We start from the raw sequence: 25,300 nt of genomic DNA, 5'->3' as shown, positions 1-25,300 counted from the left end.
GGGACATCAAAACGGGGACGTCAACGAGTTGCAGCGGTCCCAAACCAGCAGTGTAGACCAGCCGTGGCCCGGCCCCGGCTTAGTTGCGGGCGGTGACCTGTTCGAGTTGCAGCGTCTTGGCTGTCTGGGCCTCCAGCTGCGCGGCGAGCTCAGGGTTGTCGTTGAGTTTGATGCCGTAGCCGGGCATCATGTCCTTGAGCTTGGACTGCCAGCCCTTGAAGTTCTTGGGGAACGACTTCTGGAGCAGCTCGATCATGATCGGCACGGCCGTGGACGCGCCGGGGGAGGCGCCGAGCAGGGCGCCGATGGTGCCGTCGCGTCCGGCAATGACCTCGGTGCCGAACTGCAGCACGCCGCCCTTCTTCGGGTCCTTCTTGATGATCTGGACCCGCTGGCCGGCGGTGATGAGCTCCCAGTCGCCGTCCTGGGCCTCGGGGTAGTACTCCCGCAGGGCCTCGACCTTGTCGCCGTGGCGCTTGGCGACCTCCTTGATCAGGTAGGCGGTGAGGTCCATGTTGTCCTTGGCCACGGCCAGCATCGGGATGATGTTGGAGGGGCGGATGGACAGCGGCAGGTCCAGGTAGGAGCCGTTCTTGAGGAAGTTCGTGGAGAAACCGGCGTAGGGGCCGAACAGCAGGGAGCGCTTGCCGTTGACGTAGCGCGTGTCCAGGTGCGGCACGGACATGGGCGGGGCGCCGACGGATGCCTGGCCGTAGACCTTCGCGCTGTGCTGGGCCGCGAGGGCCTCGTCGGTGCAGCGGAAGAACTGGCCGGAGACCGGGAAACCGCCAAACCCCTTGCTTTCCGGAATGCCGGAGGCCTGGAGCAGGTGAAGGGCGCCGCCGCCGGCACCGACAAACACGAATTTCGCGTGGATGGAGCCGTGCTCACCGGAGCGCGGGTGCTTGAGCGCCAGGTCCCAGCCGCCGCCGGACGCGCGCTTGATGTCACTGACGTTGTGGCCGTAGTTGATCTCCACGCCGTTGTTGCCCAGGTACGTGGTCAGCTCGCGGGTCAGGGCACCGAAATCGACGTCGGTGCCCTCGGCGGCGCGGGTTGCCGCGACCCGCTGCTTCGGGTCGCGGCCCTTGACGATCAGCGGTGCCCACTTGGCGATCTGGGCGTGGTCCTCGGAATACTCCATCGAGCGGAACAGCGGGTTCGGCTTGAGGGCCTCGTAGCGGGTGCGGAGGAACTTGGTGTGGTCCTCGCCGATCACGAAGCTCATGTGCGGAACGGTGTTGATGAAGCCCTTGGGGGAGCCGATCAGGGAATTCGAGACGAGATGGGACCAGAACTGGCGGGACAGCTGGAACTGTTCGTTGATGTTCAGGGCCTTGCCGGGGTCCACCGAGCCGTCTTTGGCTGCGGGGGAGTAATTAAGCTCACACAGCGCCGCGTGTCCGGTGCCGGCGTTGTTCCACGGGCCGGAGCTTTCCAGCCCGGGTTCGTCGAGCTTCTCGAACAGCGAGATGGTCCAGTTCGGCTCAAGCTGCTTGATGAAAGCACCGAGCGTGGCGCTCATGATGCCGCCGCCAATCAGGACGACGTCGGCATGTTGGGTCTTGGAAATGAAAGTCACAATCAGTCTCCGATAGCAGCGGCTCTGGCTGTCACAGAATATCCCGCACCGCCCACTAACTGAAATTGACCCCGGGCGTCAAGGCCTTAGCTCGACCTTTGTGAAAACTTCATTAAGCACCGGCGACGCCGGGTACTTCAGGACCCGGTCCGAGAGCGCCAGTGCCGAGATCGGGAAGGCAATGGGAACCGCGGGCACCGTGGCCGCGATCTGCCCATTGATGGTCTGGTACTGCGAAGTGCGGTCCTTGCCGTCCGGCAAGCCCCGGGCCCGGGCGATCTTGGAGAAGACCTGGGGATCCTGGTAGCCGAATTCGCCGGTGTTCTCGCCGAAGAGCGGGCCCACGAAGTTGTCAGGGTCCGAATACGAGCCGTTCCAGCCGAGCAGGTGCAGGGCGTGGTCGCCCGGAGAGGTGACCTTCTGCAGGTAGCCGTCTGCCCAGTCCACGGGCACGGGCTTGATGTTGAGCCCGATGGCGGTCAGTTGCCGGCTGATTTCGGCGTACACCTTTTCCGGTGTCGGCAGGTAGGGCCGGGTGACGTTGAGCGGATAGTAGAACTTCAGCTCCTCACCCTTGTAGCCGGCCTCGGCCAGGAGTTCCTTGGCCTTGCCCGGGTTGTAGCCCAGCGCTGCGGCGTTGTTGTTGAAGCCGCTGAGCTTGGGCGGAACGAACTGGGACGCCTGGGCTGTGTTGTCGATAAAGAACCGGCGGATCAGCGTGTCCTTGTCCAGCCCCATCTCGATCGCCTGGCGCACCTTGAGGTTCTGCAGGATAGGGACTTCCTGGTTCATGCCCAGGTACATCACGGAGAAGGGGTCCCGCTGGATGATCTGCTTTCCGCTCTTGACCAGTTGGTCGAAGTTTCCCACAGTGACGGCGTCGTACGCGTCGATCTTGCCTTCCAGGAGTGCCTGCATCCGGGTCTGCGGGTGATCGTAGGTCACGAACTTGATGGTCCCGATCTGTCCCTTCTCGCCCCAATAGTCCTTGTTGCTGCCCAGGGTGACGCTGCCCGGGTCCCAGGAGCCGAAGACGTATGGTCCGGTGCCCACCGGGTGGAGGCCGTAGGCGGACACCGGCTGCCCGCCCCGGTTCTGGTTCAGGACGTCCGCGTTCCCGGCGGCGAGGGCCTTGGGCGAAGAGATCGCGAAGGCCGGGAGGGTGAGCGCCTGGAGAAATCCTGTGAAGGGCTGGCTGAGGCCGATCCGCACGTTGTCCGGCGCCACCGCGGTGCAGCTCTTGTAGATGGACAGCGGGGCCTGGTCCGCATGGGCCTTGAACACACCCTTGAATGTGGTGCCCGTGGCCTGGTCGCGGAGGGCCTGCGAGAAGTTGAACCAGCGGTTGAAGTTGGTGCAGACCGCGGCGGCATCGAACTTCGTCCCGTCCTGGAACGTGACGTTCTCGCGCAGCTTGAACTCGTAGGTCCGGCCTTCATCGCTCTGGGACCATTCGGTGGCCAGAAGCGGCGTGGGCTGGCCGGTGGTCTGGTCCACGCCAACGAGGCCTTCCAGGACCTGCCGGGTGACGCGGTAGGACTCGACGTCGGAGACCAGGGCAGGATCGAGCCCCAGCGGCTCCGAGCCGGTGCCGAAGGTGAAGACCGCGGTGGGTGCCGCGGTGGAGGTGGGAGAGGCGGTTGCGGAGCTGGGTGCCGGGCCGAGATTGCCCGTGCAGGACGCCAGCGGCAGCACAAGGAGAGCGGCCCCGATGCCGGCGGCAATCCGCCGCACTGTCCTGCTGGGCACTGTACTGCTGGGCACTCGAGAATCACCTCTAAGAACTGGATGGTCCGCCGGCTGCGGAACAGCCCCAGTCTAGTTGACGGCCGGGTCCGCCAGCTTTTGTGGCACACCGTCTCCTGCCATCAGCCCCCTGCGGCACGGCACCACAAAAAGCGAAGGCCCGCACCTGGGGGTGCGGGCCTTCGCTTCTCCTAGTGGTCCAGGGAGTCAGGCTGGAGCCGGGCAGGAGGGCTTGAAGCTGCCTACTTGGGCATCAGGACTGAGTCGACCATGTAGACAGTGGCGTTGGCAGTCTGGACGCCGCCGCAGACAACGTTGGCGTCGTCAACCTTGAGGGCATCCTTGGTGCCGGTTACCGTTACCGAACCGCCCTGAACCGTCTTGTGGGTGCCGACGATCTGGTCCGGGGTGATCTTGCCGGGGACTACGTGGTAGGTCAGGATTTTGCTCAGCGTGGCGTCATCCGTCTTCAGGGCCTCGATCGTGGCGGCGTCGATCTTCTTGAAGGCGTCATCCGTCGGGGCGAAGACGGTGAATTCGCTGCCGTTGAGCGTGTCCACCAGGTTGACCTTGGGGTTGAGCTTGCCGGAAACAGCGGCGGTCAAGGTGGTGAGGATCGGGTTGTTGGACGCCGCGGTGGCCACCGGGTCAAGTGCCATGCCGGAGACGGAGCCGGCACCGCTGGGAACCTGGGCGGCGTAGGCGGCGCAACCGGAGCCGACAAGGTTGGCGGCCGGATCCATGGCTGCGGCGGAGGCGGTCGTGGAAGGGGATGCCATGCTGGATTCCGCCGGTGCGGAGGACGGTGCCGAGGAGGCGGGGGCCGACGAGGCGGTGGCCCCACCACAGGCAGTGAGGCTGAGCATGGCGGCAGCTGCGATACCTGCAACGGCGAACGTGGTGCGCTTGATGTTCTGCATTTCGGTTTCTCCTTTGTTGTGCCGATGTTTGCCGGCGGCGAACTTTGCCGCTGCGGCCCTTTCCCGACTGTTGGGCACCGACCCTTGGTTGGTGTCTCAATGGGTATTCGGCTGCTCGGAGGAAACGGATGGGTGCGGATGTGAAATTCTTTTTGGCCTCTTCAAAACTCCTGAAAAACCCCGGAATAACGCCGGAAACCACGAGAACCCCGGTCCGAAGACCGGGGTTCTCTCTGTGCGCAAGGGGGGACTTGAACCCCCACGCCCGAAGGCACAGGAACCTAAATCCTGCGTGTCTGCCAATTTCACCACTCGCGCGCGGCGCCGTCGTCGTCCCGGGATAAGAACCCCGGCGGCGGACGCCAGGCTCTATTGTACCTATCCGGCGTCGAGTTTCAGGTCCCGGCGAAGTTTGGCGACATGCCCGGTGGCCCGGACGTTGTACTGCGCGACGGCGACCTGGCCGTCGGCGTCGACAACGATGGTGGAACGGATGAGGCCTTGGTAGGTCTTGCCGTAGTTTTTCTTTTCGCCCCAGGCCCCGTACGCCTCGGCAACGGAGTGGTCCTCGTCGGAGAGGAGCGGGAAGGTCAGCCCTTCGGCGGCCGCGAAGGCCGCAAGCTTCCGGACAGGGTCAGGGGAGATGCCCACCACGTCATAACCTGCGGCCTGAAGCGCGCCGAGGGAATCCCGGAAATCGCAGGCCTGCTTGGTGCATCCGGGTGTGGCGGCCGCCGGGTAGAAGTAGATCACTGTCTTCCGGCCCCGGAAATCGCGGAGGCTGACGTCCTGTCCTTCGGCGTTCTTGAGGGTGAAATCCGGTGCTGTGGCACCGGCGGTGAGTTGCTCAGGCACGGGTATCTCCTTGGTGAGGTGTGTCGTGAAGTGGGGTGATCATCCAGCCTAGTGAGGCGATCGGCGCCGGACGAATCCGCTGCTCGCTATACTCTTGGGTATGCCTGATATGGATCGCTGGCCCACGGGCCGCCTATTGTCCACGGCAGCACGTCTTGTAGAACACTCCTGGAACGAAAAATTGGGGGCCATTGGCCTGACCCATGCCGGGGTGATCGCCATGGAGGTGCTCTCGGCGAATGGGCCTATGACACAAGCCCAACTGGCCCAACTCGTCCGGGTCCAGGCCCAGACCATGGGCAAGACACTGAGCCGGCTGGAAGCGCACGGCCACATTTCGCGGCAGCGCAGCACCTCCGACCGGCGCAGCCATGTGGTGTCGCTGACTGACCAGGGGCGCCAGGCCGTCACGGCGGCCGCCGACATGGAACGCTCCGTGCTCGCCGCGACGCCCATTGACCCGGATCTGCTGCGCCAGGAGCTCCAGGCCGTGGTCAGGGTGCTGGCAACCAAATCCACGTCCCCGGAGGCCACGGCCATCGTTACGGGCGCCGAGCCGGGCGCCGCTGCGGCGCCGGGTGCCGCTACCGAGTCGGGCGTTGCCGCCGAGACCGCCCCGCTGAACTAGCCGCCGGCTCAAGGGGCTGCACATCCCTCAGGCCAACCTCGCCCGACGAAGTCCTATATCGTCGCGGCCTGGTTCGCCAGGGTGGCCAAGATGGCGGACATCTTGAGTCCGGTGAGCACCACGGTGAGCAGAGTGACGCTGATGGTGGCCCACACGGGGGCCAGCCCGCGCCGCGGGGCCACCTCGTGGACAATCACGGAGCGGCCAATCACGTAGAGCACAGGGCTGAGGAACACCCACGCCCAGTGGAACGGACGGACCACGCCGTCCTTGCGCAGCCGGTCCCAGTCCAGATAAGCCAGGAGTGCGGACACGCCGAAGATCACGAAGCTGGTGGCCACCAGGAGGAAATACGGCGCCGTGAAGATCGACGCCGGATCAATTGTCGGGATCTGCCGCGTGCCCACGGTTCGCAGCCGGAGCGCCGGGTTCCAGAACATGAGCAGGATGAGCGAGACCAGCGGCAGAGCCACAATCGTCCAGATGTACGGGTTGTAGACCGGCGTCCGGTCACTGATGCGCCTGCGCAGTGCCACCGGGTGTTGGGCCGGCGCCGCATGGAACTGGGGTGCACTGAACTGCCCGGTCCAGGCCGAACCGTTCCACCACTGAAGCCGGCCGGAGCCGGCAGGGTCTGGATACCAGCCCGGGCCAGGGGCTGAAGCGTTGGGCGGGACGGTCATGGCTGTTCATCCTTCGCGGGGCGGGGCGGGGCGGGGCGTGGCAGGGCGAGTGCGGTTGTTCCATGCACTCTCTGGTTCTCTAGGTCAGAGGGTACATGGGGACGGCTGTGAGCGCGGGGAGTGGCCGTCAGCGGCGGTGACCGGTGTTGTCGAGACTGACGAAATCCATGATTCCCCCATTTGCCGGTGTGTTGGGTCGAGTCTAGCCGCGGCCCATGGCGGCGGGAAGACCGCGCGGCGTCGACGGACAGCTCCCAGAGAACCCCAGGCCCGGCTCGCCGTTCAGGCGGAAATGGGCAGGCCCGGAGTATCGACGCGCCACCGCATCGGAGGGACGATTAAAGGGCAATCACCATGAAGGAGGTCAGTGATGTGCTATCCGTACAACAGGGATTCCTGGCGGGATGTCCGGAAGGATGCCGCAAAGGAATCTGAGGATCGCCCGGAGCCCCGCGTGGAGGCAAAGGACAGCAGGTTCTGGGGCTTCCCGCGCCGCAGCAAGGAGTTCACAGTCGAAGAGCCGGACACGGTAGTTGACCGGCCCCGCGAGAAGGTCTAGGGACACGGCGTGACTCGACGGCCGCCGACCCCACATTGAAGTGTGACAGCCGAAATGTGACGGTCCGGCGGCCGATTCACGGTTGGGCCGGCCGGCGGAGGCCAATTGCCGCGGAGAGCCCGATGAGGAGGCCACTTAGTGCCAGCAGGGACCCGGCTATGCCGAGCTGCCCGTCCGGTCCCGAATCACCTTGGCTGCCCACGGCACCCAGCGGCTGCTCCGCTGAGGGGTCCGGGTGCTGGCTCGCATCCGCCGCTGGAGGCGCGGAGGTCCCAGTCGTGACAGCAGCCGGAACAGACGCCGTGGCCGGTGGGGCCGCATTGTCTTGGTCCGCTGCTGGAACTGGGTCCGACGTCGGCGGCGCCGGGACCTGCGGGGGCTGGACGGGCTGCCCCTGGGACGGCGCTGGCGTCGGCCTTTGGGAGGGTGCTGGGGGAGGCGCGGCTCCCGACGGTGGCGGGGCAACGTTGCCCGGGACAGTCGGGCTGGGCGTCGGGGAGGCGGCCGGCGGCCCCGGCGTCGGCCGTGCCGGACAGAATTTCGCCGGGAGGAGGCCGGCTGGCCCGCAAGGATCGGCCGCTGCGGGCAACGCCAGGACGAGAGGCGATGCCCCGAGCACCACTGCCACGGCGGACACGTAACAGGCCTTCCGGATGGAGTTCATCCTCACCATCGTAGGGTTACACCTCCGGCCGGTCGGGAAGCTGGGCCCGGTGAGGCTGCTTTCGCCAACAAAAAAGAAACCCCGTCCCGCGGGCCGGTAGGCCTGCAGGACGGGGATTCTCGGTGGTGCACCCCCCGGGACTCGAACCCGGAACCCATTGATTAAGAGTCAATTGCTCTGCCAGTTGAGCTAGAGGTGCATCTGTTGTTTTCGTTCACCGCGGGCTTTTTATTTCCCTCGTTGTTCTCCGCAACGACATGAAACTCTACACGAGATTGGCTGTCCTGTGAAATCGGAGGGTGCGGGCCGGTTGCGGCTAGCTGTGAAGGTCCAAAATCAGCGCAAAATCAGGGTTTTGGCCGTTGCTGAGGAGCCATAGCCGGCCGTCAGGAGCGAGTGAAACGTTGCGAACCCGGCCGTACTCTCGCGTGAAATAGCTCACAGGATCTTCGGCAAATTCGCCCCTGAGGGGAACAATCCAGAGTCTTTGGCCGCGCAGGGCGCCCAGGTAGGCGGTGCTGCCGACAATTTCCAGTCCGCTGGGGGACGACTCCGCCGTCGACGGCCACACCACTTTGGCGTCCAGGAAGCCGGAGCGGTGCGGGGCGCCTGTTACGTCCGGCCAGCCGTAGTTGCCGCCGGGCACGATCAGGTTGAGCTCGTCGTTGACGTCGGGGCCGAATTCGCTGGCCCACAGCCGGCCCGCGCTGTCCCAGGCCAGCCCCTGGACGTTCCTGTGGCCAAGGCTGTAGACCGGGTTCTCGCCGAACGGGTTTCCCGGCGCCGGCCGGCCGTCCGCGGTGAGGCGGAGGATCTTTCCGCCCAGGGCGCCGCTGTCCTGCGGCTGTTCGCGGCGCTGCGAGTCGCCCGTTCCCACATACAGGAAGCCATCGGGCCCAAAGCGGATCCGTCCGCCGTTATGCGTGCCGGCCTTTGGAATCCCGGTGAAAACGGGTTGCAGGGCACCGAGCTCCAGCCGGCCGCCGCGCTCCTCCAGCCGCATGCGGGCGATTCTGTTGTCCGCCGGCGCGGTGAAGTACGCGTAAAGGTACCGGTCCGCGGCAAAGTCGGGGGAAAGGGCAAGGCCCAAGAGGCCACCTTCTCCGCCGGGTACGACGCCGGGCACTTTGCCGAGCGTACCCAGCTGGCCGCCTTTGATGGTCCTGAGCAGTGCGGTGTCGCGCTCGGAGATCACCGCGGTGCCGTCGGGCAGGTAGACCGTGGACCACGGCAGTTTCAGCCCGTCGATCCGGCCCGCAACGGTCGGTTCAGGCGGTGTGGCTGCTGGGCCGGTTGCGGTGCCGTCGCCTGACTGAACCACGGGCGTGGTTGGGCCGCCACCTGTACAGGCGCCCAGGAACAACAGCGCAACGGCCAGGGCGGTGGCCCGGGCTGCTGCCCTGGAAAAGAAGCGCCTGCCAGAGGGGCGCCTGCCAGCGAAGCGGGGGAGCATCAAGGGAGATGGTGAGAACGTGCGGGACGCCGGCCGGGCCGGCGGCTACTGCCGCGTCCGGCGCGGCGGCCGGAACCCGGCCGCTTCGGCGTGCGCCGCGGAGGCAAACCACACTTCCGCCCGGGTTTCGTCATACGCCGGGCTGGTCTCGTCGTGGTAGATCATCGACGAGGCATTGCCCTTGACGGTGAATCCTTCGGGGCCGCTTCCGTCCGCCGCCGGAGCCGCTGACCCCTCGCCGTAGGGCTGCTCAGTGGCCAGATGGCCGGTGGGCTCGGCCGTGTGGCTTGCGGAGGCCTCGGCCGCCGCGGACGATGCTGCTGTCTGCATCGTTTCTGCGCCAGGGAGGGGCGCGGGCTGCGTCACGGGGCCGGCCGCGGCAGGCATCGTGGTGCCGGTGCCGGTGCCGGTGCCGGTGCCAGTGCCGGTGCCAGTGCCGGTGCTCGTGCCGGTGCTCGTGCTCCTGCCGGTACCGGACACAGTGCCGGTGCCGCCGGCAGCGGCGTTTTCGTCCTCGACCGGTTCCGCGGCTGCCGATTCGGCTCCGGGCAGCGTCGGCGCGTGGGGCTCGGTGTATTCGGGGTGGTGGACCGGAAGGCCCGCCGCGGCTGCCGGTTCCGCACCCGCACCAGGTTCCGCCGCCGCAGCGTGTGCGCCGTGGGCCGGATCAAAATGGGCCGCTGGAGTATGGGTGTCCGCCGGCGGGGCGGTCTCGGACCACTGGGTCTCCCACTCGGCATTGCCCGATGTGCCTGCTGCTTCCGGTGCCGCCTCGGCGGCGGCCGGCTCGATCGGAGGGGCGGCTGTGGCCGCCGGGGACTCGGGCGCCTCGGGGGCGGGCGCCGACTCCCGGGCAGTCGCGGCCGGCTCAGGCGCCGGCGCTGCGTCCGGCGCGGCCATGGCTGCCGCCGTCGGACCGGCAGCAGATCCTGCCGCCGCCGTCGGACCGGCAGAAGTGCCGGCCGGGGTACTGGTGCCGGTGCCTGCAGCGGATGCGGATCCTGCGCCCGGGCGGCTCTTATTGCGGTTCAGCAGCCACCAAATGACAGCGACCACCACGATGATGACGACGAGCCAGACTATCCAGTCCATAGCAGAGCCTTTCAGTCCAGGAGGCATGGGTTGCCGATGCTTGACGTTACGTCCGGGCGAAGCCGGCTGTCCAGCAATCAAACCTGGCCCCGGCGTGTAGCCTCGCCTCATGGATTTCAAGCGACTGCAGATTCTGCGCGAACTCGCCGGCCGGGGGACCGTCGGCGCCACCGCCGAGGCCATGAAGGTCACGCCATCGGCCGTGTCGCAGCAGCTAAAGACCCTGCAGGAGGAACTGGGCGTCGTACTGGTGGAGAAGTCCGGCCGGGGAGTTCGGCTAACCGAGGCAGGGCTGGCCATGGCCGGGGCCGCCGCCGACGTGTCGACGGCCATGGCGCGGGCAGAAGCAACAATCGACACGTACCGGCGCGGCTGGCAGACGAGGGTGGTGGCGGCCTTCTTTCCCAGCGCCGCGGAGATGTTCCTTCCGGGCATGCTCCACCGGGTCAAGTCCGTGGAAGGGCTGCGGTTCGAAGCGCATTTCGAGGACCCGGGCGTTGCCGGGTTCGCCGGGCTGACCGCGGACTACGACATCGTCCTGGCGCACAGCGTCGACGGTCCGGAGGTTTTCGGCGGCCAGGGCCTGACTGTGGTGCCGCTGCTGGACGAACCGCTGGATGTGGCACTGCCGGCCGGGCACGCCTTGGCCGGCAAGGCCACGCTGTGCGCCGAGGACGTCGTCGGCTTCCCGTGGATGGGAGTTCCCGAGGGCTTTCCCTTCGACACCGTGCTGCGCCAGATCGAGGTGCGTGCCGACTCGCAAGCCGTCCGTGCCCAGCAGTTCCCGGATCTGCGGGTGTTGGAAGCCCTGGTCAGCGCCGGGCATGGGCTGAGCCTGCTGCCGCGGTACACGGCGGTCAGCAACCAGGGCCGGGGGTTCGTCCTGCGCCCGCTCAAGGGCGTGAAGGCGAGCCGGAGCATCGTTGCGCTGGCCCGTCCGGATGTCGCGGCCCGGACCACCATCCAGCAGGTCCTGGCGATGCTCAAGGCCGAAGCCCAGAGTGTCGCCGAAGCCCCGGAACTGCGTGACACGGCTCACCGGATCTGAGGCAAACCGGCCTCGCGGTTCATGATGTGAGACGAGAGTCCACTATTTGATCGAAATATTCCCGGTTTTCCGCTTAACGCTCCGTTGTGGGGTCGTTGGCGTCTGCGGCGGAGCCCTAGACTTTGAGCCATGAGTCAGGACACCCAAACAGCAGCAGACACCAAGCCGGACATCAAGCCCCGCAGCCGGGTCGTTACCGATGGAATCCACGCCGCCCCGGCGCGCGGCATGTTCCGGGCAGTCGGCATGGGCGACGACGACTTCGCCAAGCCGCAGATCGGCGTGGCGAGCTCGTGGAACGAGATCACCCCCTGCAACCTTTCGTTGAACCGGCTGGCCCAGGGCGCCAAAGAAGGCGTCCACGCCGGCGGCGGGTTCCCGATGCAGTTCGGCACCATCTCCGTCTCCGACGGCATCTCCATGGGCCACGAGGGCATGCACTTCTCCCTGGTGTCCCGCGAAGTCATTGCCGACTCGGTCGAGACGGTCATGCAGGCCGAACGGATCGACGGCTCTGTGCTCCTGGCCGGTTGCGACAAGTCGCTGCCCGGCATGCTGATGGCGGCGGCCCGCCTGGACCTGGCCTCTGTGTTCCTCTATGCCGGCTCCATCATGCCCGGCTGGGTCAAGCTTGAGGACGGCTCCGAAAAGGAAGTCACCCTCATCGACGCGTTTGAAGCCGTCGGCGCGTGCGCGGCCGGCAAGATGAGCCGCGAGGACCTGGACCGCATCGAAAAAGCAATCTGCCCGGGCGAAGGCGCCTGCGGCGGCATGTACACGGCGAACACCATGGCCTGCATCGGCGAGGCCCTGGGCATGTCACTGCCCGGCTCCGCCGCACCGCCCTCCGCGGACCGCCGCCGCGATGCCTTTGCGCACAAGTCCGGCGAGGCCGTGGTCAACCTCCTGCGCCTGGGCATCACGGCCCGGGACATTATGACGCGCAAGGCGTTCGAGAACGCGATTGCCGTCACCATGGCCTTCGGCGGTTCCACCAACGCCGTGCTGCACCTGCTCGCGATCGCCCGCGAAGCCGAGGTGGAGCTGACGCTGGAAGACTTCAACCGGATCGGGGACAAGATCCCGCACCTGGGCGACCTCAAGCCGTTCGGCCGCTACGTGATGACCGACGTCGACAAGATCGGCGGCGTGCCGGTGATCATGAAAGCCCTGCTCGACGCCGGCCTGCTGCACGGCGACTGCCTCACCGTCACCGGCAAGACCGTGGCGGAGAACCTCGCCGCGATCAACCCGCCGGACCTGGACGGCAAGATCCTGCGTGCACTGGACAACCCGATCCACAAGACCGGCGGCATCACCATCCTGCACGGCTCGATGGCCCCTGAAGGCGCCGTCGTCAAGAGCGCAGGCTTCGACGCCGACGTCTTCGAGGGCACGGCCCGCGTGTTCGAGCGCGAACAGGGTGCCCTGGACGCCCTGGACAAGGGCGAGATCCATAAGGGCGACGTCGTGGTGATCCGCTACGAAGGCCCGAAGGGCGGCCCCGGCATGCGCGAGATGCTCGCCATCACCGGCGCCATCAAGGGCGCTGGCCTGGGCAAGGACGTCCTGCTGCTGACCGACGGACGGTTCTCCGGCGGAACCACCGGCCTGTGCATCGGCCACGTCGCGCCGGAAGCTGTCGACGGCGGCCCCATCGCTTTCGTCAAGGACGGTGACCGGATCCGCGTGGACATCGCGGCCCGCACCTTCGACCTCCTGGTCGACGAGTCCGAGCTCGAGGCCCGCAAGGTCGGCTGGGAGCCGCTCCCGGCCAAGTTCACCAAGGGCGTCCTCGCCAAGTACGCCAAGCTCGTCCACAGCGCCTCCACCGGCGCCTACTGCGGCTGATTCTCTAAGCGTGGGTGACCACGCTTAATAAGGGAGGCTCCGAGGGGCCCCGAGTGGGCGGCGTCCGCGCCGTCCACTCGGGGTAGGAGACTCCCGCCTGCCGCCAAATTGGGCGGCTCGCCGTTTTGGCGTCCAAGGCAAGAGGGAAACTAGGAGGACCAATCAGTGGACAGTGTTGTCCAAATAGTGAGACAGAGGCCGGGCCCGTTGACACCTGTCTCACTCAGAGGGAAAACTGAACGCATGATCGAGATCGTTACCGCCGGCGTCGTCGTCGTACTTACCAAGCGCGTGGCTCAATAGCCTTCACTGGTAACGAACCGTCACGCGCAACCCCTCGAAGAGCCCGCCGGCTGAGGGGTTTTTTTATTTCCTGCATCACCAGCCGCACCACCAGTAAGACACCGTAGTTCCACGATCACCGAAGATCCACAAAGGAAGAGTCCGATGAGCAAAGGATCGCCGATCAGCCCCTCGCTGATGGCCACCAAGTCCACTGGAGCCCACAAGGCTCCGGAACGCGTCGAACGTCCGGCTGACGCCGGCGTCGACTCTGCTGCCGTCTCTCCTGTCCTCGGACCGAACAACGTCGTACCCCCGACGGTCATGACCGGTTCGCAAGCAATTGTCCGTTCGCTCGAAGAACTCGGCGTCCAGGACATTTTCGGTTTGCCCGGTGGCGCGATCCTGCCCACCTACGACCCCTTGATGGCCTCCAAAATGAACCACGTTCTGGTCCGTCACGAACAGGGAGCCGGCCACGCCGCGCAAGGCTACGCCATGGTCACCGGACGGGTTGGCGTCTGCATCGCCACCTCGGGCCCCGGTGCCACCAACCTCGTCACCGCCATCATGGATGCCCACATGGACTCCGTGCCGATAGTGGCCATCACCGGACAGGTCTCCAGCGGGGTGATCGGCACCGACGCCTTCCAGGAAGCGGACATCGTCGGGATCACCATGCCGATCACGAAGCACTCCTTCCTGGTCACCGACCCCAACGACATCCCGCATGTGATGGCCGAAGCCTTCCACCTGGCCTCCACCGGACGCCCGGGCCCGGTCCTCGTGGACGTCGCCAAAGACGCCCAGCAGGGCCAGATGACGTTCTCCTGGCCGCCCAAGATCGATCTCCCGGGATACCGGCCGGTGGTGCGCGGCCACAGCAAGCAGGTCCGTGAGGCCGCCCGGCTCATTGCCGGTGCCAGCAAGCCCGTGCTCTACGTCGGCGGCGGTGTGGTCAAGGCCCACGCCTCGGCCGAACTGCGCGAACTCGCTGAGCTGACGGGCGCTCCCGTGGTGACCACCCTGATGGCCCGGGGCGTGTTCCCGGACTCGCACCCGCAGCACGTGGGCATGCCGGGCATGCACGGCACGGTTTCCGCCGTGACGGCCCTGCAGCAGTCGGACCTGCTGATCACCCTCGGCGCCCGGTTCGATGACCGCGTGACCGGCATCCTGAAGTCCTTTGCCCCGAACGCCAAGGTCATCCACGCCGACATCGATCCGGCGGAAATTTCCAAGAACCGTACGGCCGACGTCCCGATCGTTGGCTCGGTCAAGGAGATCATCCCGGAGCTGACCGAGGCCCTGCGCCTGCAGTTCGAGGCCTTCGGCACCCCGGATCTGACCACCTGGTGGGCGTTCCTTAACAACCTCAAGGAAACCTACCCGCTCGGCTGGACCGAACCCGAGGACGGGCTCAGTGCCCCCCAGCGCGTCATCGAACGCATCGGCGCCCTGACCGGACCCGAGGGCGTCTACGTCGCCGGCGTCGGACAGCACCAGATGTGGGCCTCGCAGTTCATCAAGTACGAACGCCCGCACGCCTGGCTCAACTCCGGCGGCGCCGGCACCATGGGCTACGCCGTTCCGGCGGCCATGGGCGCCAAGGTGGGCGAACCGGACCGCGTGGTCTGGGCGATCGACGGCGACGGCTGTTTCCAGATGACCAACCAGGAACTGGCCACCTGCGCGATCAACAAGATCCCGATCAAGGTCGCCATCATCAACAACTCCTCCCTCGGCATGGTCCGGCAGTGGCAGACCCTGTTCTACGAGGGCCGCTACTCCAATACCGACCTCAACACGGGACATGACACGGTCCGCATCCCGGACTTCGTCAAGCTGGCGGACGCCTACGGCTGCGCTGCCTTCCGGTGCGAACGCGACGAAGACATCGACGCCACCATCCAGAAGGCCCTGGAGATCAATGACCGCCCGGTGGTCATCGACTTCGTCGTGAGCCCCAACTCGATGGTGTGGCCGATGGTCCCCGCCGGGGTCAGCAACGACCAGATCCAGGTTGCCCGCAACATGACCCCGGAATGGGAAGAGGAGGACTGAACATGACCCGCCACACATTGTCCGTTCTGGTCGAAGACAAGCCCGGTGTGCTGACCCGCGTCGCCAGCCTCTTCGCCCGCCGGGCCTTTAACATCAATTCCCTGGCCGTCGGCCCCACCGAAGTCCCGGGCATGTCCCGGATGACCGTGGTGGTCGACGCCGATGGCGAGCTGATCGAGCAGGTCACGAAGCAGCTGAACAAGCTGGTCAACGTGATCAAGATCGTCGAGCTCACCTCAGAATCTTCCGTACAGCGCGACCACATCCTGGTCAAGGTACGTGCGGATGCCGCAACACGCCTGCAGGTCACCCAGGCTGCAGACCTGTTCCGCGCTTCAGTGGTCGACGTCTCCACAGAGTCGGTGGTCATTGAGGCAACGGGCCACCCCGAGAAGCTCACGGCACTCTTGTCAGTGCTGGAGCCTTTCGGCATCCGCGAAATCGTGCAGTCCGGCACCTTGGCAGTTGGGCGGGGATCCCGCTCCATGAGTGACAGGGCCCTCCGCAGCGCCTAGGACACCGCATAGACGGAGGCGCCCCGTTGTACCGCAGCACCACAGAGAATATCTACGAAGAATCCACTCAAAAGGAGACACCCCAGTGACTGAAATGTTTTACGACGACGACGCCGACCTGTCGATCATCCAGGGCCGCACCGTCGCCGTCATCGGTTACGGCTCCCAGGGCCACGCCCACGCCCTCAGCCTGCGCGATTCCGGCGTTGACGTCCGCGTCGGCCTGAAGGAAGGCTCGAAGTCCCGTGCCAAGGCCGAGGCCGAGGGACTGCGGGTCCTGAACGTTGCCGACGCCGTCGCCGAGGCCGACCTCATCATGGTCCTGACCCCGGACCAGGTCCAGCGCCACGTCTACGCCGAGGACATCGCCCCGAACCTGCAGCCGGGCGACGCCCTGTTCTTCGGCCACGGCTTCAACATCCGCTACGGCTACATCCAGCCCCCGGCCGACGTCGACGTCGCCCTCGTTGCCCCCAAGGGCCCGGGCCACATCGTGCGCCGCGAGTTCGAAGCCGGCCGCGGCGTGCCGGACCTGATCGCCGTCGAGCAGAACCCGTCCGGCAAGGCCAAGGAACTGGCCCTGTCCTACGCCAAGGCCATCGGCGGCACCCGTGCGGGCGTCATCGAGACCACCTTCACCGAAGAGACCGAAACCGACCTCTTCGGCGAGCAGGCTGTCCTCTGCGGCGGCGCCTCGCAGCTGATCCAGTACGGCTTCGAGACCCTCACCGAGGCCGGCTACAAGCCCGAGGTCGCCTACTTCGAGGTGCTGCACGAGCTCAAGCTGATCGTCGACCTCATGGTCGAAGGCGGCATCGCCAAGCAGCGCTGGAGCGTTTCCGACACCGCGGAATACGGCGACTACGTCTCCGGCCCGCGCGTCATCACCCCGCAGGTGAAGGAAAACATGAAGGCTGTCCTGGCGGACATCCAGGACGGCACTTTCGCCAAGCGCTTCATCGATGACCAGGACGCCGGCGCGCCGGAGTTCAAGGCCCTGCGCAAGAAGGGTGAGGACCACCCGATCGAGGCCACCGGCCGCGAACTGCGCAAGCTGTTCTCCTGGATCAAGAACGAGGACGACTACACCGAAGGTTCAGTCGCCCGCTAGGCATTGCCCGGCAGGGGAGCCGGACACCACATCCTGGGGTCCGGCTTCCCTGCTGTCCAGCACCACGCGCATCACCAGCATCACCCGATTCACCAAAATCCCCACCAGATACACAAGAGAGCTAAAGAGGTCACCGGTGACAAGCACCAAACCTGTCGTACTCCTCGCTGAGGAACTTTCGCCCGCCACAGTCGAGGCCCTCGGCCCGGACTTTGAAATCCGCCAGACTGACGGCTCCGACCGTTCCCAGCTGCTCTCCGCGATCGCCGACGTCGACGCGATCCTGGTCCGCTCCGCCACCCAGCTGGACGCCGAGGCCATCGCCGCCGCCAAGAACCTCAAGGTGATCGCCCGCGCCGGCGTCGGCCTGGACAACGTCGACATCAAAGCGGCCACGCAGGCCGGCGTCATGGTGGTCAACGCGCCGACCTCGAACATCGTCTCCGCCGCCGAACTGACCGTCGGGCACATCCTGAGCCTCGCCCGCCACATCCCGCAGGCCAGCTCCGCCCTCAAGGACGGGGAGTGGAAGCGCTCCAAGTACACCGGCATCGAGCTCTTCGAGAAGAAGATCGGCATCATCGGCCTGGGCCGGATCGGCGCCCTGGTCGCGGCCCGCCTGAAGGGCTTCGACACCAAGATCCTCGCGTACGACCCCTACATCACCTCCGCCCGGGCCGCCCAGCTCGGCGTGCAGCTGGTGACCCTCGATGAGCTCCTTGCACAGTCGGACTTCATCACCATCCACATGCCCAAGACCCCGGAGACCGTCGGCATGCTCGGCGCCGACGCCTTCAAGAAGATGAAGAGCACGGCGTACGTCGTCAACGTCGCCCGCGGCGGCCTGGTGGACGAGGAAGCCCTCTACACCGCGCTGCAGGCCGGTGACATCGCCGGCGCCGGCGTCGACGTCTTTTCCAAGGAACCCAGCACCGACCTGCCGTTCTTCAAGCTCGACAACGTCGTGGTGACCCCGCACCTGGGCGCCTCCACCGACGAGGCCCAGGAAAAGGCCGGCGTTTCCGTCGCGAAGTCCGTCCGCCTGGCCCTGGCCGGCGAACTGGTCCCCGACGCCGTCAACGTCGCCGGCGGCGTCATCGCCCCGGACGTCCGCCCCGGCATCCCGCTGATGGAAAAGCTGGGCCGCATCTTCACCGCGCTGACCCATGCCTCCCTCACGCAGTTCGACGTCGAGGTGGCAGGCGAGATCTCCTCGCTCGATGTCAAGGTGCTGGAACTCGCGGCACTCAAGGGCATCTTTGCCGACGTCGTGACCGAGCAGGTCTCCTACGTCAACGCCCCCGTGATCGCCGAGCAGCGCGGCATCAACGTCCGGCTCATCACGACGCCGGACACCGAGTCGTACCGCAACGTCCTGACCCTGCGCGGCGCCCTCAGCGACGGCAGCCAGATCTCCGTCGCCGGAACCCTGACGGGCCCGAAGCAGATCCAGAAACTGGTCGGCGTCAACGGCTACGAGGTGGAGATCCCGATCAGCGAACACCTCGTGGTGGTTGCCTACTCGGACCGCCCCGGCGTGATCGGCACAATCGGCCACATCCTGGGCATGAACAACATCAACATCGCCGGCATGCAGGTGGCACGCCAGACAGAGGGCGGCCAGGTGCTGGCCCTGCTGACCATCGACAGCTCCGTTCCCCAGCAGGTCCTTGACGCGATCAAGGCCGGGATCGGCGCTGACATGGTCCGTGAGGTTGACCTCGAGGACTAAAATCCTCCCCGCAGGCCGCCGGCGGCGGCATGACCGCCGCCGGCGGCCACAAGCGGCCGGCCGGTCTGCGTACAATGGCTAGGACCGAATTTCGGTCCGCGGCCGGCAGACCGGCCTTTACTTTTGCACGCCCGGCACGGGACGCCCTCAATTCCGCAGGAAATGAACTGCGGCGTGCGCACGCAATCCAGCTTTCAGGAGCCCAATGAACGCCGTCCAGAGGTTCATCAGAAGCAGAGTGCTTCTGTTGACCGCGTCCATTTTGATCGTGGCCATGTGCCTGTCCGTGCTCGTCCAGGGTCAGTCCCAGGCGGCGCTGAACAGGACCGTGGACCAAAACTCGCGGGGGCTCTATGACGTCCTGGTCCAGGCCAAGGCCGATGATAACGGCGGCCTGATGCAGCCGGACATCGCCACCGGCCAGGGCGGCGTCAGCTTCGAGCAGCTGGATTCGATCCGCAAGCTCTCCGGCACCTCGGTGGCCGCGCCCATCAGCCTGGTCTCGCGCGTGACGCAGAACCTGGAATCGCCGCGGCTGGATGCCACCGACTACCTCGGCTTCAACGCGGGCCTCGCGGGCACTTCCGGCGACCCGACCGCCACGGACCCGAGCAAGTGGCCGGCCGCGGAATCGGTGCTGAGCGACACGCCGAAGAAGTACCGTCTGACCGCCAGCGCCGTCAGCTCCGACGGCCACTCGGACCAGACCCTGTTCAAGACCACGGCCGAGGGCTCCGTCGGCAAGGCGAAGCTGATCCAGGAACAGGTCGCCGGCGGCCAGAACGTCCGCATCCAGGGCCCGGAGGGCGAGACCGGCATCAAGTTCCCCACCCCGGCCGGCGGCTCCGAGCACAACCTCTTCAACCTCTCCGTTTCCCTGCCCATGGCGCCGCAGGTGACCGAGTCCGTCGTCGCCGTCGACCCCGTCTCCGAACGCGCACTGCTCGGCACGGCCGGTGACTTCCTGGCCCCGCTGGAGAAAGCCCCGCCCGCGGACGCCCGCAACGCCGGCGCCATTGGCCGGCACTTCGAGAGCCTCTTCACCAACGGCATCTCCATGGACGAACTCAAGGAAGGCCCGGACTTCCTCGGCGTCAAACTCAAGTACTGGGCACCGCTGATGACCCAGTACCAGCAGGCCAAGCGTGACGGCCAGCTCACCGCCGATTCGCAGGCCATCCCGCTGATCGTCCGCTCCGGCACCGCCGTGGATCTGAAGTACTCGGTCAAGATCGAGGAAATCGACGACTCCGGCAACGTCACCAACGACGTCGGCACCGTGACCCGCTCGCTGGACAAGGACTACCTGCCGTTCGTTTCGAAGTCCCCGTTCGCCCTCGCCTGGCCCGGGTCCAAGGACCTCTCCCAGCTCATGGGCGACACCGGCTCCTTCAGCCAGGGCCTCTACAACCCCGCCACCTGGAGCACCAACTTTGCCGCCGCCCCGGCGTACAAGGACGGCGAAACCGCCGCCAACGGCGCCGTGGACAAGAGCGCCTCGCCCGGTGACTGGGTCACCGTGAACCGCCTGCCGGACAAGGCCGCCAACGGTGCCGCCGTCGACCAGACCCAGCGCAATCCTGTCGATGAGCGCTCCTACCGGGAGAACCTCGAAACCGGCAAGAAGCTGGCCACGCCGCTGGCCATGGTTTACGGCACGTTCGACGCCGCGAGCGTCAAGGATGCCGCCGGCGACGTCAACCGGCTGCCCCTGGGCGGCTACGACCCCGCGCCGTTCACCCTGACCAAGGATGCGTCCGGCACCGACGTCAACACCGAGCTCAAGCCTTCGCTGAGCGCCACGGGACTGGTCAGCCAGTCCGCCGGTGCCATCACCGACTTCTACGGCCTCGCCGCCGCCCGCGGCTATGAGCAGAACGCCTCCGTGATCGACGCCGTCCGGGTCCGCGCCAAGGTTCCGGGCAGCTGGAAGCAGGCGCAGCCCGAGGTGGAGAAGCTCGCCAACGAGATCCGCGACATGGGCCTGCAGGCCACCGTGGTGGCCGGTTCGGCCCGCGAGGACGCCAGCATCGCCGTTCCCGGCTACTCCAAGGACGACGCCGGCAAGGAATCGCCGCTGGGCACCGTGCAGCAGTCGTGGGTCCGCCAGGACGCCGCGGACGCCGTTTCCGGCTCCCTGACCGCCACGAACCTGACCCTGCTGTTCCTGACCCTCTGCGGCGCCGCCCTCCTGACCGGCGCCTCCACCGTCAGCTACATCCGCAAACGGCGCAGCGAGGCCGGAACCCTGCGTGCCATGGGCTGGACCCAGCGCAGGATCCGCTCCTGGGTGCTGGCCGAATTCGGCGTCGGCGCCGCGCTGCTGGCCGTCGCCGGAATCGCCCTGAGCCTGATCAGCTGGAGCACCGCCACCGCGGTGGTCTCGGCGTCGGTCCTGGTGCTGTACGTAGGTGCGGCGTTCGTCGCTGCGCAGCAGCTGCGCCACCGCGAGGTAGTGGACCAGGAGCCGCAACACGATGAACGGCTCATTGCGGTCGATTCCCCGCTGACCTTCGCCAACCGGCAGCTGAGCGCCAACAAGTTCAACACCATCTCACTCGCCGTTGCCGTCGGTGTTTTCGCCGCGGCCGTCGGCGGACTGGTCGCCCTGCTGATCGACATTCCCCGGGCCGCCGGCGCCAGCGCCCTCAGCGGGCTGGCCGCGGCCAGCATCGCGCTCCCGAGCATCATCCTGGCTGTGTCCGGCGTTGCCGTCGGGCTGCTGCTGACCATGGTCACCGGGCGCTTCGAGCTGCAGGCCAAGCGCCAGTACCTCGGCACGCTGCGGGCCATGGGCTGGAACCCTGACATGCTGGGCCAGGTCCGCTTCTTTGAAAACGCCATGGTGGGAACCGTCGCGCTGCCCCTCGGTGTCGTGGGCGCCCTCGGCATCGGCCTCCTCCTCGCCCCCTATGCCGCGCTGTGGGCCGCAATTGCCGGTCTCGTAGCTGTACTTTGCTGGATTCCGATTGCAACGAAAGTGGTCCAATGACTAACGAGCTGAACCTTGACCGGGAGGCACACGACCGGATGACCGCCAGCACCCGTCGCGGTGCACACAAGACCCGCGCCAACACGATCGTGAAGGCCACGGACCACGCCACGCCGCTGGAACTGAGCAACATCACCATCCACTACGGCGGCGGCAAGGGCGGTGCCGAGGCCGTCAACGTGGTGGACGACTTCAACATGACGCTGCACGCCGGCGAAATGCACTGCGTCGCGGGCCGCTCCGGCTCGGGCAAGACCAGCATCCTGACCGTCGGCGCGGGACTGACCCTGCCGACGTCGGGCCGGGTGTTCTGGGAAGGCGACTCGCTGGAGACCATGGGCGACGACGAGATCGCCGACCGCCGCCGCGCCCTGATCGGCTACGTGGACCAGGGCGGCGCCCTGATCGACGGGATGAGCGCACTCGAGAACGTCCTGCTGCCGGCCGTGCCCGACGGCGAGGTTGAGCAGCGCCGCGACATGGCCAAGGACCTTTTGGACCTCGTGGGCCTCGGCCGGCGCATGCGCCACCGCCCGGCGCAGCTCTCCGGCGGTGAACGCCAGCGCGTGGCGATCGCCCGGGCGCTCATCCTCGGCACCCGCGTCCTGGTGGTCGACGAGCCCACGGCCAGCCTGGACCGTGCCGCGGCCAACCGCATCATCAGCATCCTCAAGGACACCACCTCGGACGGCATTGCCGTGCTGGTGGCTTCACATGACCACGAACTGGTCCGCCAGAGCGATACCCTCACAGAACTGATCTAGATTTAGACCGTGACTTCAACTGATAAGACCCCGTTCTACATCACCACGGCCATCACGTACCCCAACGGGGTGCCGCACATCGGCCATGCGTACGAGTACATCGCCACCGATGCGATGGCCCGCTTCAAGCGCCTGGACGGGTACGACGTCTTCTTCCTGACCGGAACGGACGAGCACGGCATGAAGATCGCCCAGGCCGCCGAGAAGGAAGGCGTCACGCCCAAGGAACTGGTGGACCGGAACGCCGAGATCTACAAGGGGGCGCACGCCGCCCTGGGAGTCTCGTACGACCGCTTCATCCGCACCACGGACGCCGACCATTACGCGGCGTCGCAGGCCATCTGGAAGAAGATGGAGGCCAACGGGGACATCTACCTGTCCAAGTACGAGGGCTGGTATTCGGTCCGCGACGAGGCGTTTTACGTCGAGGACGAGACCGTGGTCAAGGACGACGGCATCCGCTACTCGCGCGAATCGGACACCGAGGTCACCTGGACGGCCGAGGAGAGCTACTTTTTCCGGCTGTCCGCCTATCAGGACAAACTGCTGGCGCTGTACGAGGCCCACCCCGAATTCGGCGCCCCGCAGTCCCGCTTCAACGAGGTCATCAGCTTCGTCAGGCGCGGGCTGGAGGACCTGTCCATCAGCCGCACCACCTTCGACTGGGGCGTTCCCGTGCCCGGCAACGACAAGCACGTCATGTACGTGTGGGTCGACGCGCTGACCAACTACCTGACCGGGGTCGGCTACCCGGACGTCGACTCGGGCTCCTTCAAAAAGTTCTGGCCGGCCGACGTCCACGTGATCGGCAAGGACATCTCCCGCTTCCACGCCATCTACTGGCCGGCGTTCCTCATGAGCGCCGGACTGGAGCTGCCGAAGCGGATCATGATCMACGGCTTCCTGCAGAACAACGGCGTCAAGATGTCCAAGTCGCTGGGCAACGTGGTGGCGCCCGCGGACTTCGTGGCCCAGTACGGCCTGGACCAGGTGCGCTACTTCTTCCTGCGCGAGGTCCCCTTCGGCGCGGACGGCAACTACAACCACGAGGCAATCGTGGGCCGGATGAACTCCGACCTCGCCAACAACTTCGGCAACCTGGCCCAGAGGTCGCTGTCGATGGTGGCCAAGAACTGCGAGGGCCGCGTGCCCGCGCCGGGCGCGTCCTCGGCCGAGGACACCGCGATTCTGGCCCAGGCCAACGGGCTGCTGGACGCCGCCCGGGCCGCGTTCGAGAAGCAGGAGTTCAGCCGCGCCCTGGAGGCCATCTGGACTGTCCTGGGGGACACCAACGCCTACTTCGCCGAGCAGGCTCCCTGGGTGCTGCGCAAGACCGACGTCGAACGCATGAACACGGTGCTCTACGTGACGCTCGAGGTGCTGCGGATCGTCGCGATCCTGGCCCAGCCGGTGATGCCGACGGCGACGGCGGCGATCCTGCACACGCTCGGCCAGCCAGAAGGCGCGGCGCGCCAGTTCACGGCCGTCGGCTCGCCGATCGTCGCCGGCACGGAACTGCCGGCCCCGGCCCCGGTGTTCCCGAAGTACGAGGAACCCGCCGAGGCCTGAGCCGGTCCGCCGCCTGACGCTCCCGCACCCCTGAATTGGGGTGTGGGAGCGTTCTTCGTCAGGAGGCATGATCGGATAGTGAGACGACTTGACCAGAATGTGGATCACTTGGCTACGCTGAAAACATGAGCGCATCCACGATTGATCTGGCAGTCATCCCGGGCGACGGCATTGGTCCGGAGGTCACGGCCGAAGCCCTGAAGGTCCTTGAGAAGGCCGCGGCCGCCGAGGGGATCGTGCTCCAGCAGACCCACTACAAGCTGGGCGCGGAGCACTGGCTCGAGACGGGGGAGACCCTGCCCGCGGCCACCCTCGCCGATCTTCGCACGCGCGACGCCATCTTGTTCGGCGCCGTCGGGGCGGCCCCCGGCGACACCCGGATCCCGTCGGGCATCATCGAGCGTGAGCTCCTGCTCAAGCTGCGCTTCAGCCTGGACCACTTCGTCAACCTGCGGCCCTCCCGCCTGTATGCCGGCGTTGGCAGCCCGCTCGCCAACCCCGGCAAGATCGATTTCATCGTGGTCCGCGAGGGCACCGAAGGCCCGTACGTGGGCAACGGCGGCACACTGCGCGCCGGCACCCCCCACGAGGTGGCCACCGAGGTCTCCCTGAACACGGCCCACGGCGTGGAACGCGTGGTCCGCGATGCGTTCCGCCGGGCCAACGAACGCCCCCGCAAGAAGCTCACGCTGGTGCACAAGCACAACGTCCTGGTCTTCGCCGGCCAGCTCTGGAAGCGCACGGTTGAGGCAGTGGCCCAGGAGTTCCCCGAGGTCACGCACGACTACCTCCACGTCGACGCCGCCACGATTTTCATGGTCACCGATCCGGCCCGCTTCGACGTGATCGTCACCGACAACCTGTTCGGCGACATCATCACCGACCTCGCGGCAGCCGTGACCGGCGGGATCGGCCTCGCCGCCTCCGGCAACCTCAACATGGACCGCACCGCGCCGTCCATGTTCGAACCGGTCCACGGGTCCGCCCCGGACATTGCCGGCCAGCAGAAGGCCGACCCCACCGCGGCCATCCTCTCCGCGGCGCTCCTGCTCGACCACCTCGGCTTCGCCGGCGCCGCCCGGAAGATCGAGGCGGCCGTGACGGCCGACGTCGAGGCCCGCGACGGCGCCGTCCGCACCACTAGCGCGGTCGGCGACGCCATCGCGGCGGCGCTGTAGGTCCTGGCCGTA

General features: G+C 66.7%; 18 protein-coding genes and 2 tRNA genes. 11 read left to right on the top strand and 9 right to left on the bottom strand.

Going from position 1 to position 25,300, the window contains the following annotated elements; translation table 11 throughout:
- Nucleotides 1-79: 79 nt before the first annotated feature.
- From AC1DR1_RS03530 to bcp, 5 genes are all read right to left on the bottom strand, one after another.
- Nucleotides 80-1,582, bottom strand: coding sequence for a malate:quinone oxidoreductase (locus AC1DR1_RS03530; RefSeq protein ID WP_364748052.1), 1,503 nt, complete (start codon nt 1,580-1,582; stop codon nt 80-82).
- A 78-nt stretch (nt 1,583-1,660) separates the two neighbouring features.
- Nucleotides 1,661-3,316, bottom strand: a complete 1,656-nt coding sequence (locus AC1DR1_RS03525) for an ABC transporter substrate-binding protein (protein WP_414645559.1) — start codon at nt 3,314-3,316, stop codon at nt 1,661-1,663.
- 254 nt (nt 3,317-3,570) lie between these two features.
- Entirely contained in the window at nt 3,571-4,248 is a 678-nt protein-coding gene (locus AC1DR1_RS03520; protein ID WP_229995738.1) for a fasciclin domain-containing protein, read from the bottom strand.
- Nucleotides 4,249-4,484: 236 nt separating this feature from the next.
- Nucleotides 4,485-4,566 (bottom strand) — tRNA-Leu (locus AC1DR1_RS03515).
- A gap of 60 nt (nt 4,567-4,626) precedes the next feature.
- Nucleotides 4,627-5,103, bottom strand: coding sequence for a thioredoxin-dependent thiol peroxidase (gene bcp / locus AC1DR1_RS03510; RefSeq protein WP_229995737.1), 477 nt, complete (start codon nt 5,101-5,103; stop codon nt 4,627-4,629).
- Between the two features lie 109 nt (nt 5,104-5,212).
- Between bcp and AC1DR1_RS03505 the strand changes: the two genes are divergently transcribed.
- Nucleotides 5,213-5,731 carry a MarR family winged helix-turn-helix transcriptional regulator gene (locus AC1DR1_RS03505; RefSeq protein WP_356815854.1) on the top strand — a complete coding sequence of 173 codons (519 nt, stop codon included), beginning with the start codon at nt 5,213-5,215 and terminating at the stop codon, nt 5,729-5,731.
- Between the two features lie 53 nt (nt 5,732-5,784).
- On the opposite strand, the gene AC1DR1_RS03500 is transcribed toward AC1DR1_RS03505, so the two are convergent.
- The 4 genes from AC1DR1_RS03500 to AC1DR1_RS03485 form a co-directional block, all read right to left on the bottom strand.
- A complete protein-coding gene (locus tag AC1DR1_RS03500; protein WP_229995742.1) occupies nt 5,785-6,414 on the bottom strand; it encodes a DUF2510 domain-containing protein in 630 nt (209 codons plus the stop codon).
- Between the two features lie 1,346 nt (nt 6,415-7,760).
- A tRNA-Lys gene (locus AC1DR1_RS03495) sits at nt 7,761-7,836 on the bottom strand.
- A gap of 117 nt (nt 7,837-7,953) precedes the next feature.
- On the bottom strand, nt 7,954-9,090 hold the full coding sequence (locus tag AC1DR1_RS03490; protein ID WP_229994593.1) for a PQQ-dependent sugar dehydrogenase: 1,137 nt from the start codon (nt 9,088-9,090) through the stop codon (nt 7,954-7,956).
- Nucleotides 9,091-9,135: 45 nt separating this feature from the next.
- Nucleotides 9,136-10,182 (bottom strand): sunset domain-containing protein, encoded by a 1,047-nt coding sequence (locus AC1DR1_RS03485; RefSeq protein WP_476992186.1) that lies wholly within the window; start codon nt 10,180-10,182, stop codon nt 9,136-9,138.
- Between the two features lie 109 nt (nt 10,183-10,291).
- On the opposite strand from AC1DR1_RS03485, the gene AC1DR1_RS03480 reads away from it, so the two are divergent.
- The 10 genes from AC1DR1_RS03480 to AC1DR1_RS03435 all read left to right on the top strand — a co-directional run bounded on the left by AC1DR1_RS03480 (nt 10,292) and on the right by AC1DR1_RS03435 (nt 25,288).
- Nucleotides 10,292-11,230 (top strand): LysR family transcriptional regulator, encoded by a 939-nt coding sequence (locus tag AC1DR1_RS03480; protein WP_229994595.1) that lies wholly within the window; start codon nt 10,292-10,294, stop codon nt 11,228-11,230.
- 129 nt (nt 11,231-11,359) lie between these two features.
- Nucleotides 11,360-13,081, top strand: coding sequence for a dihydroxy-acid dehydratase (ilvD, locus tag AC1DR1_RS03475; RefSeq protein WP_229994596.1), 1,722 nt, complete (start codon nt 11,360-11,362; stop codon nt 13,079-13,081).
- A 447-nt stretch (nt 13,082-13,528) separates the two neighbouring features.
- A complete protein-coding gene (locus AC1DR1_RS03470) occupies nt 13,529-15,427 on the top strand; it encodes an acetolactate synthase large subunit (RefSeq protein WP_364748045.1) in 1,899 nt (632 codons plus the stop codon).
- A 2-nt stretch (nt 15,428-15,429) separates the two neighbouring features.
- Nucleotides 15,430-15,942 (top strand): acetolactate synthase small subunit, encoded by a 513-nt coding sequence (gene ilvN, locus AC1DR1_RS03465; RefSeq protein ID WP_018773531.1) that lies wholly within the window; start codon nt 15,430-15,432, stop codon nt 15,940-15,942.
- An 85-nt stretch (nt 15,943-16,027) separates the two neighbouring features.
- A complete protein-coding gene (ilvC, locus tag AC1DR1_RS03460; protein ID WP_026538933.1) occupies nt 16,028-17,053 on the top strand; it encodes a ketol-acid reductoisomerase in 1,026 nt (341 codons plus the stop codon).
- A 136-nt stretch (nt 17,054-17,189) separates the two neighbouring features.
- Complete coding sequence (gene serA / locus AC1DR1_RS03455; RefSeq protein ID WP_229994598.1) at nt 17,190-18,785, top strand: phosphoglycerate dehydrogenase; 1,596 nt, start codon at nt 17,190-17,192, stop codon at nt 18,783-18,785.
- A gap of 205 nt (nt 18,786-18,990) precedes the next feature.
- Nucleotides 18,991-21,777, top strand: a complete 2,787-nt coding sequence (locus tag AC1DR1_RS03450) for an ABC transporter permease (protein ID WP_364748041.1) — start codon at nt 18,991-18,993, stop codon at nt 21,775-21,777.
- Nucleotides 21,774-22,541, top strand: a complete 768-nt coding sequence (locus AC1DR1_RS03445) for an ABC transporter ATP-binding protein (RefSeq protein ID WP_414645550.1) — start codon at nt 21,774-21,776, stop codon at nt 22,539-22,541. The genes AC1DR1_RS03450 and AC1DR1_RS03445 overlap by 4 nt, the downstream gene beginning before the upstream one ends.
- A gap of 9 nt (nt 22,542-22,550) precedes the next feature.
- Nucleotides 22,551-24,110: a methionine--tRNA ligase gene (gene metG / locus AC1DR1_RS03440; protein ID WP_476992185.1), complete on the top strand. Its 1,560-nt coding sequence runs from the start codon at nt 22,551-22,553 to the stop codon at nt 24,108-24,110.
- Nucleotides 24,111-24,235: 125 nt separating this feature from the next.
- Nucleotides 24,236-25,288: a 3-isopropylmalate dehydrogenase gene (locus AC1DR1_RS03435; RefSeq protein ID WP_229994601.1), complete on the top strand. Its 1,053-nt coding sequence runs from the start codon at nt 24,236-24,238 to the stop codon at nt 25,286-25,288.
- Nucleotides 25,289-25,300 lie beyond the last annotated feature (12 nt).

The sequence above is a fragment of the Arthrobacter sp. P4_F10 genome (assembly GCF_056401435.1).
Note: the sequence above shows the minus strand (reverse complement) of the source record. Positions and strands in the feature narration are given on the sequence as shown.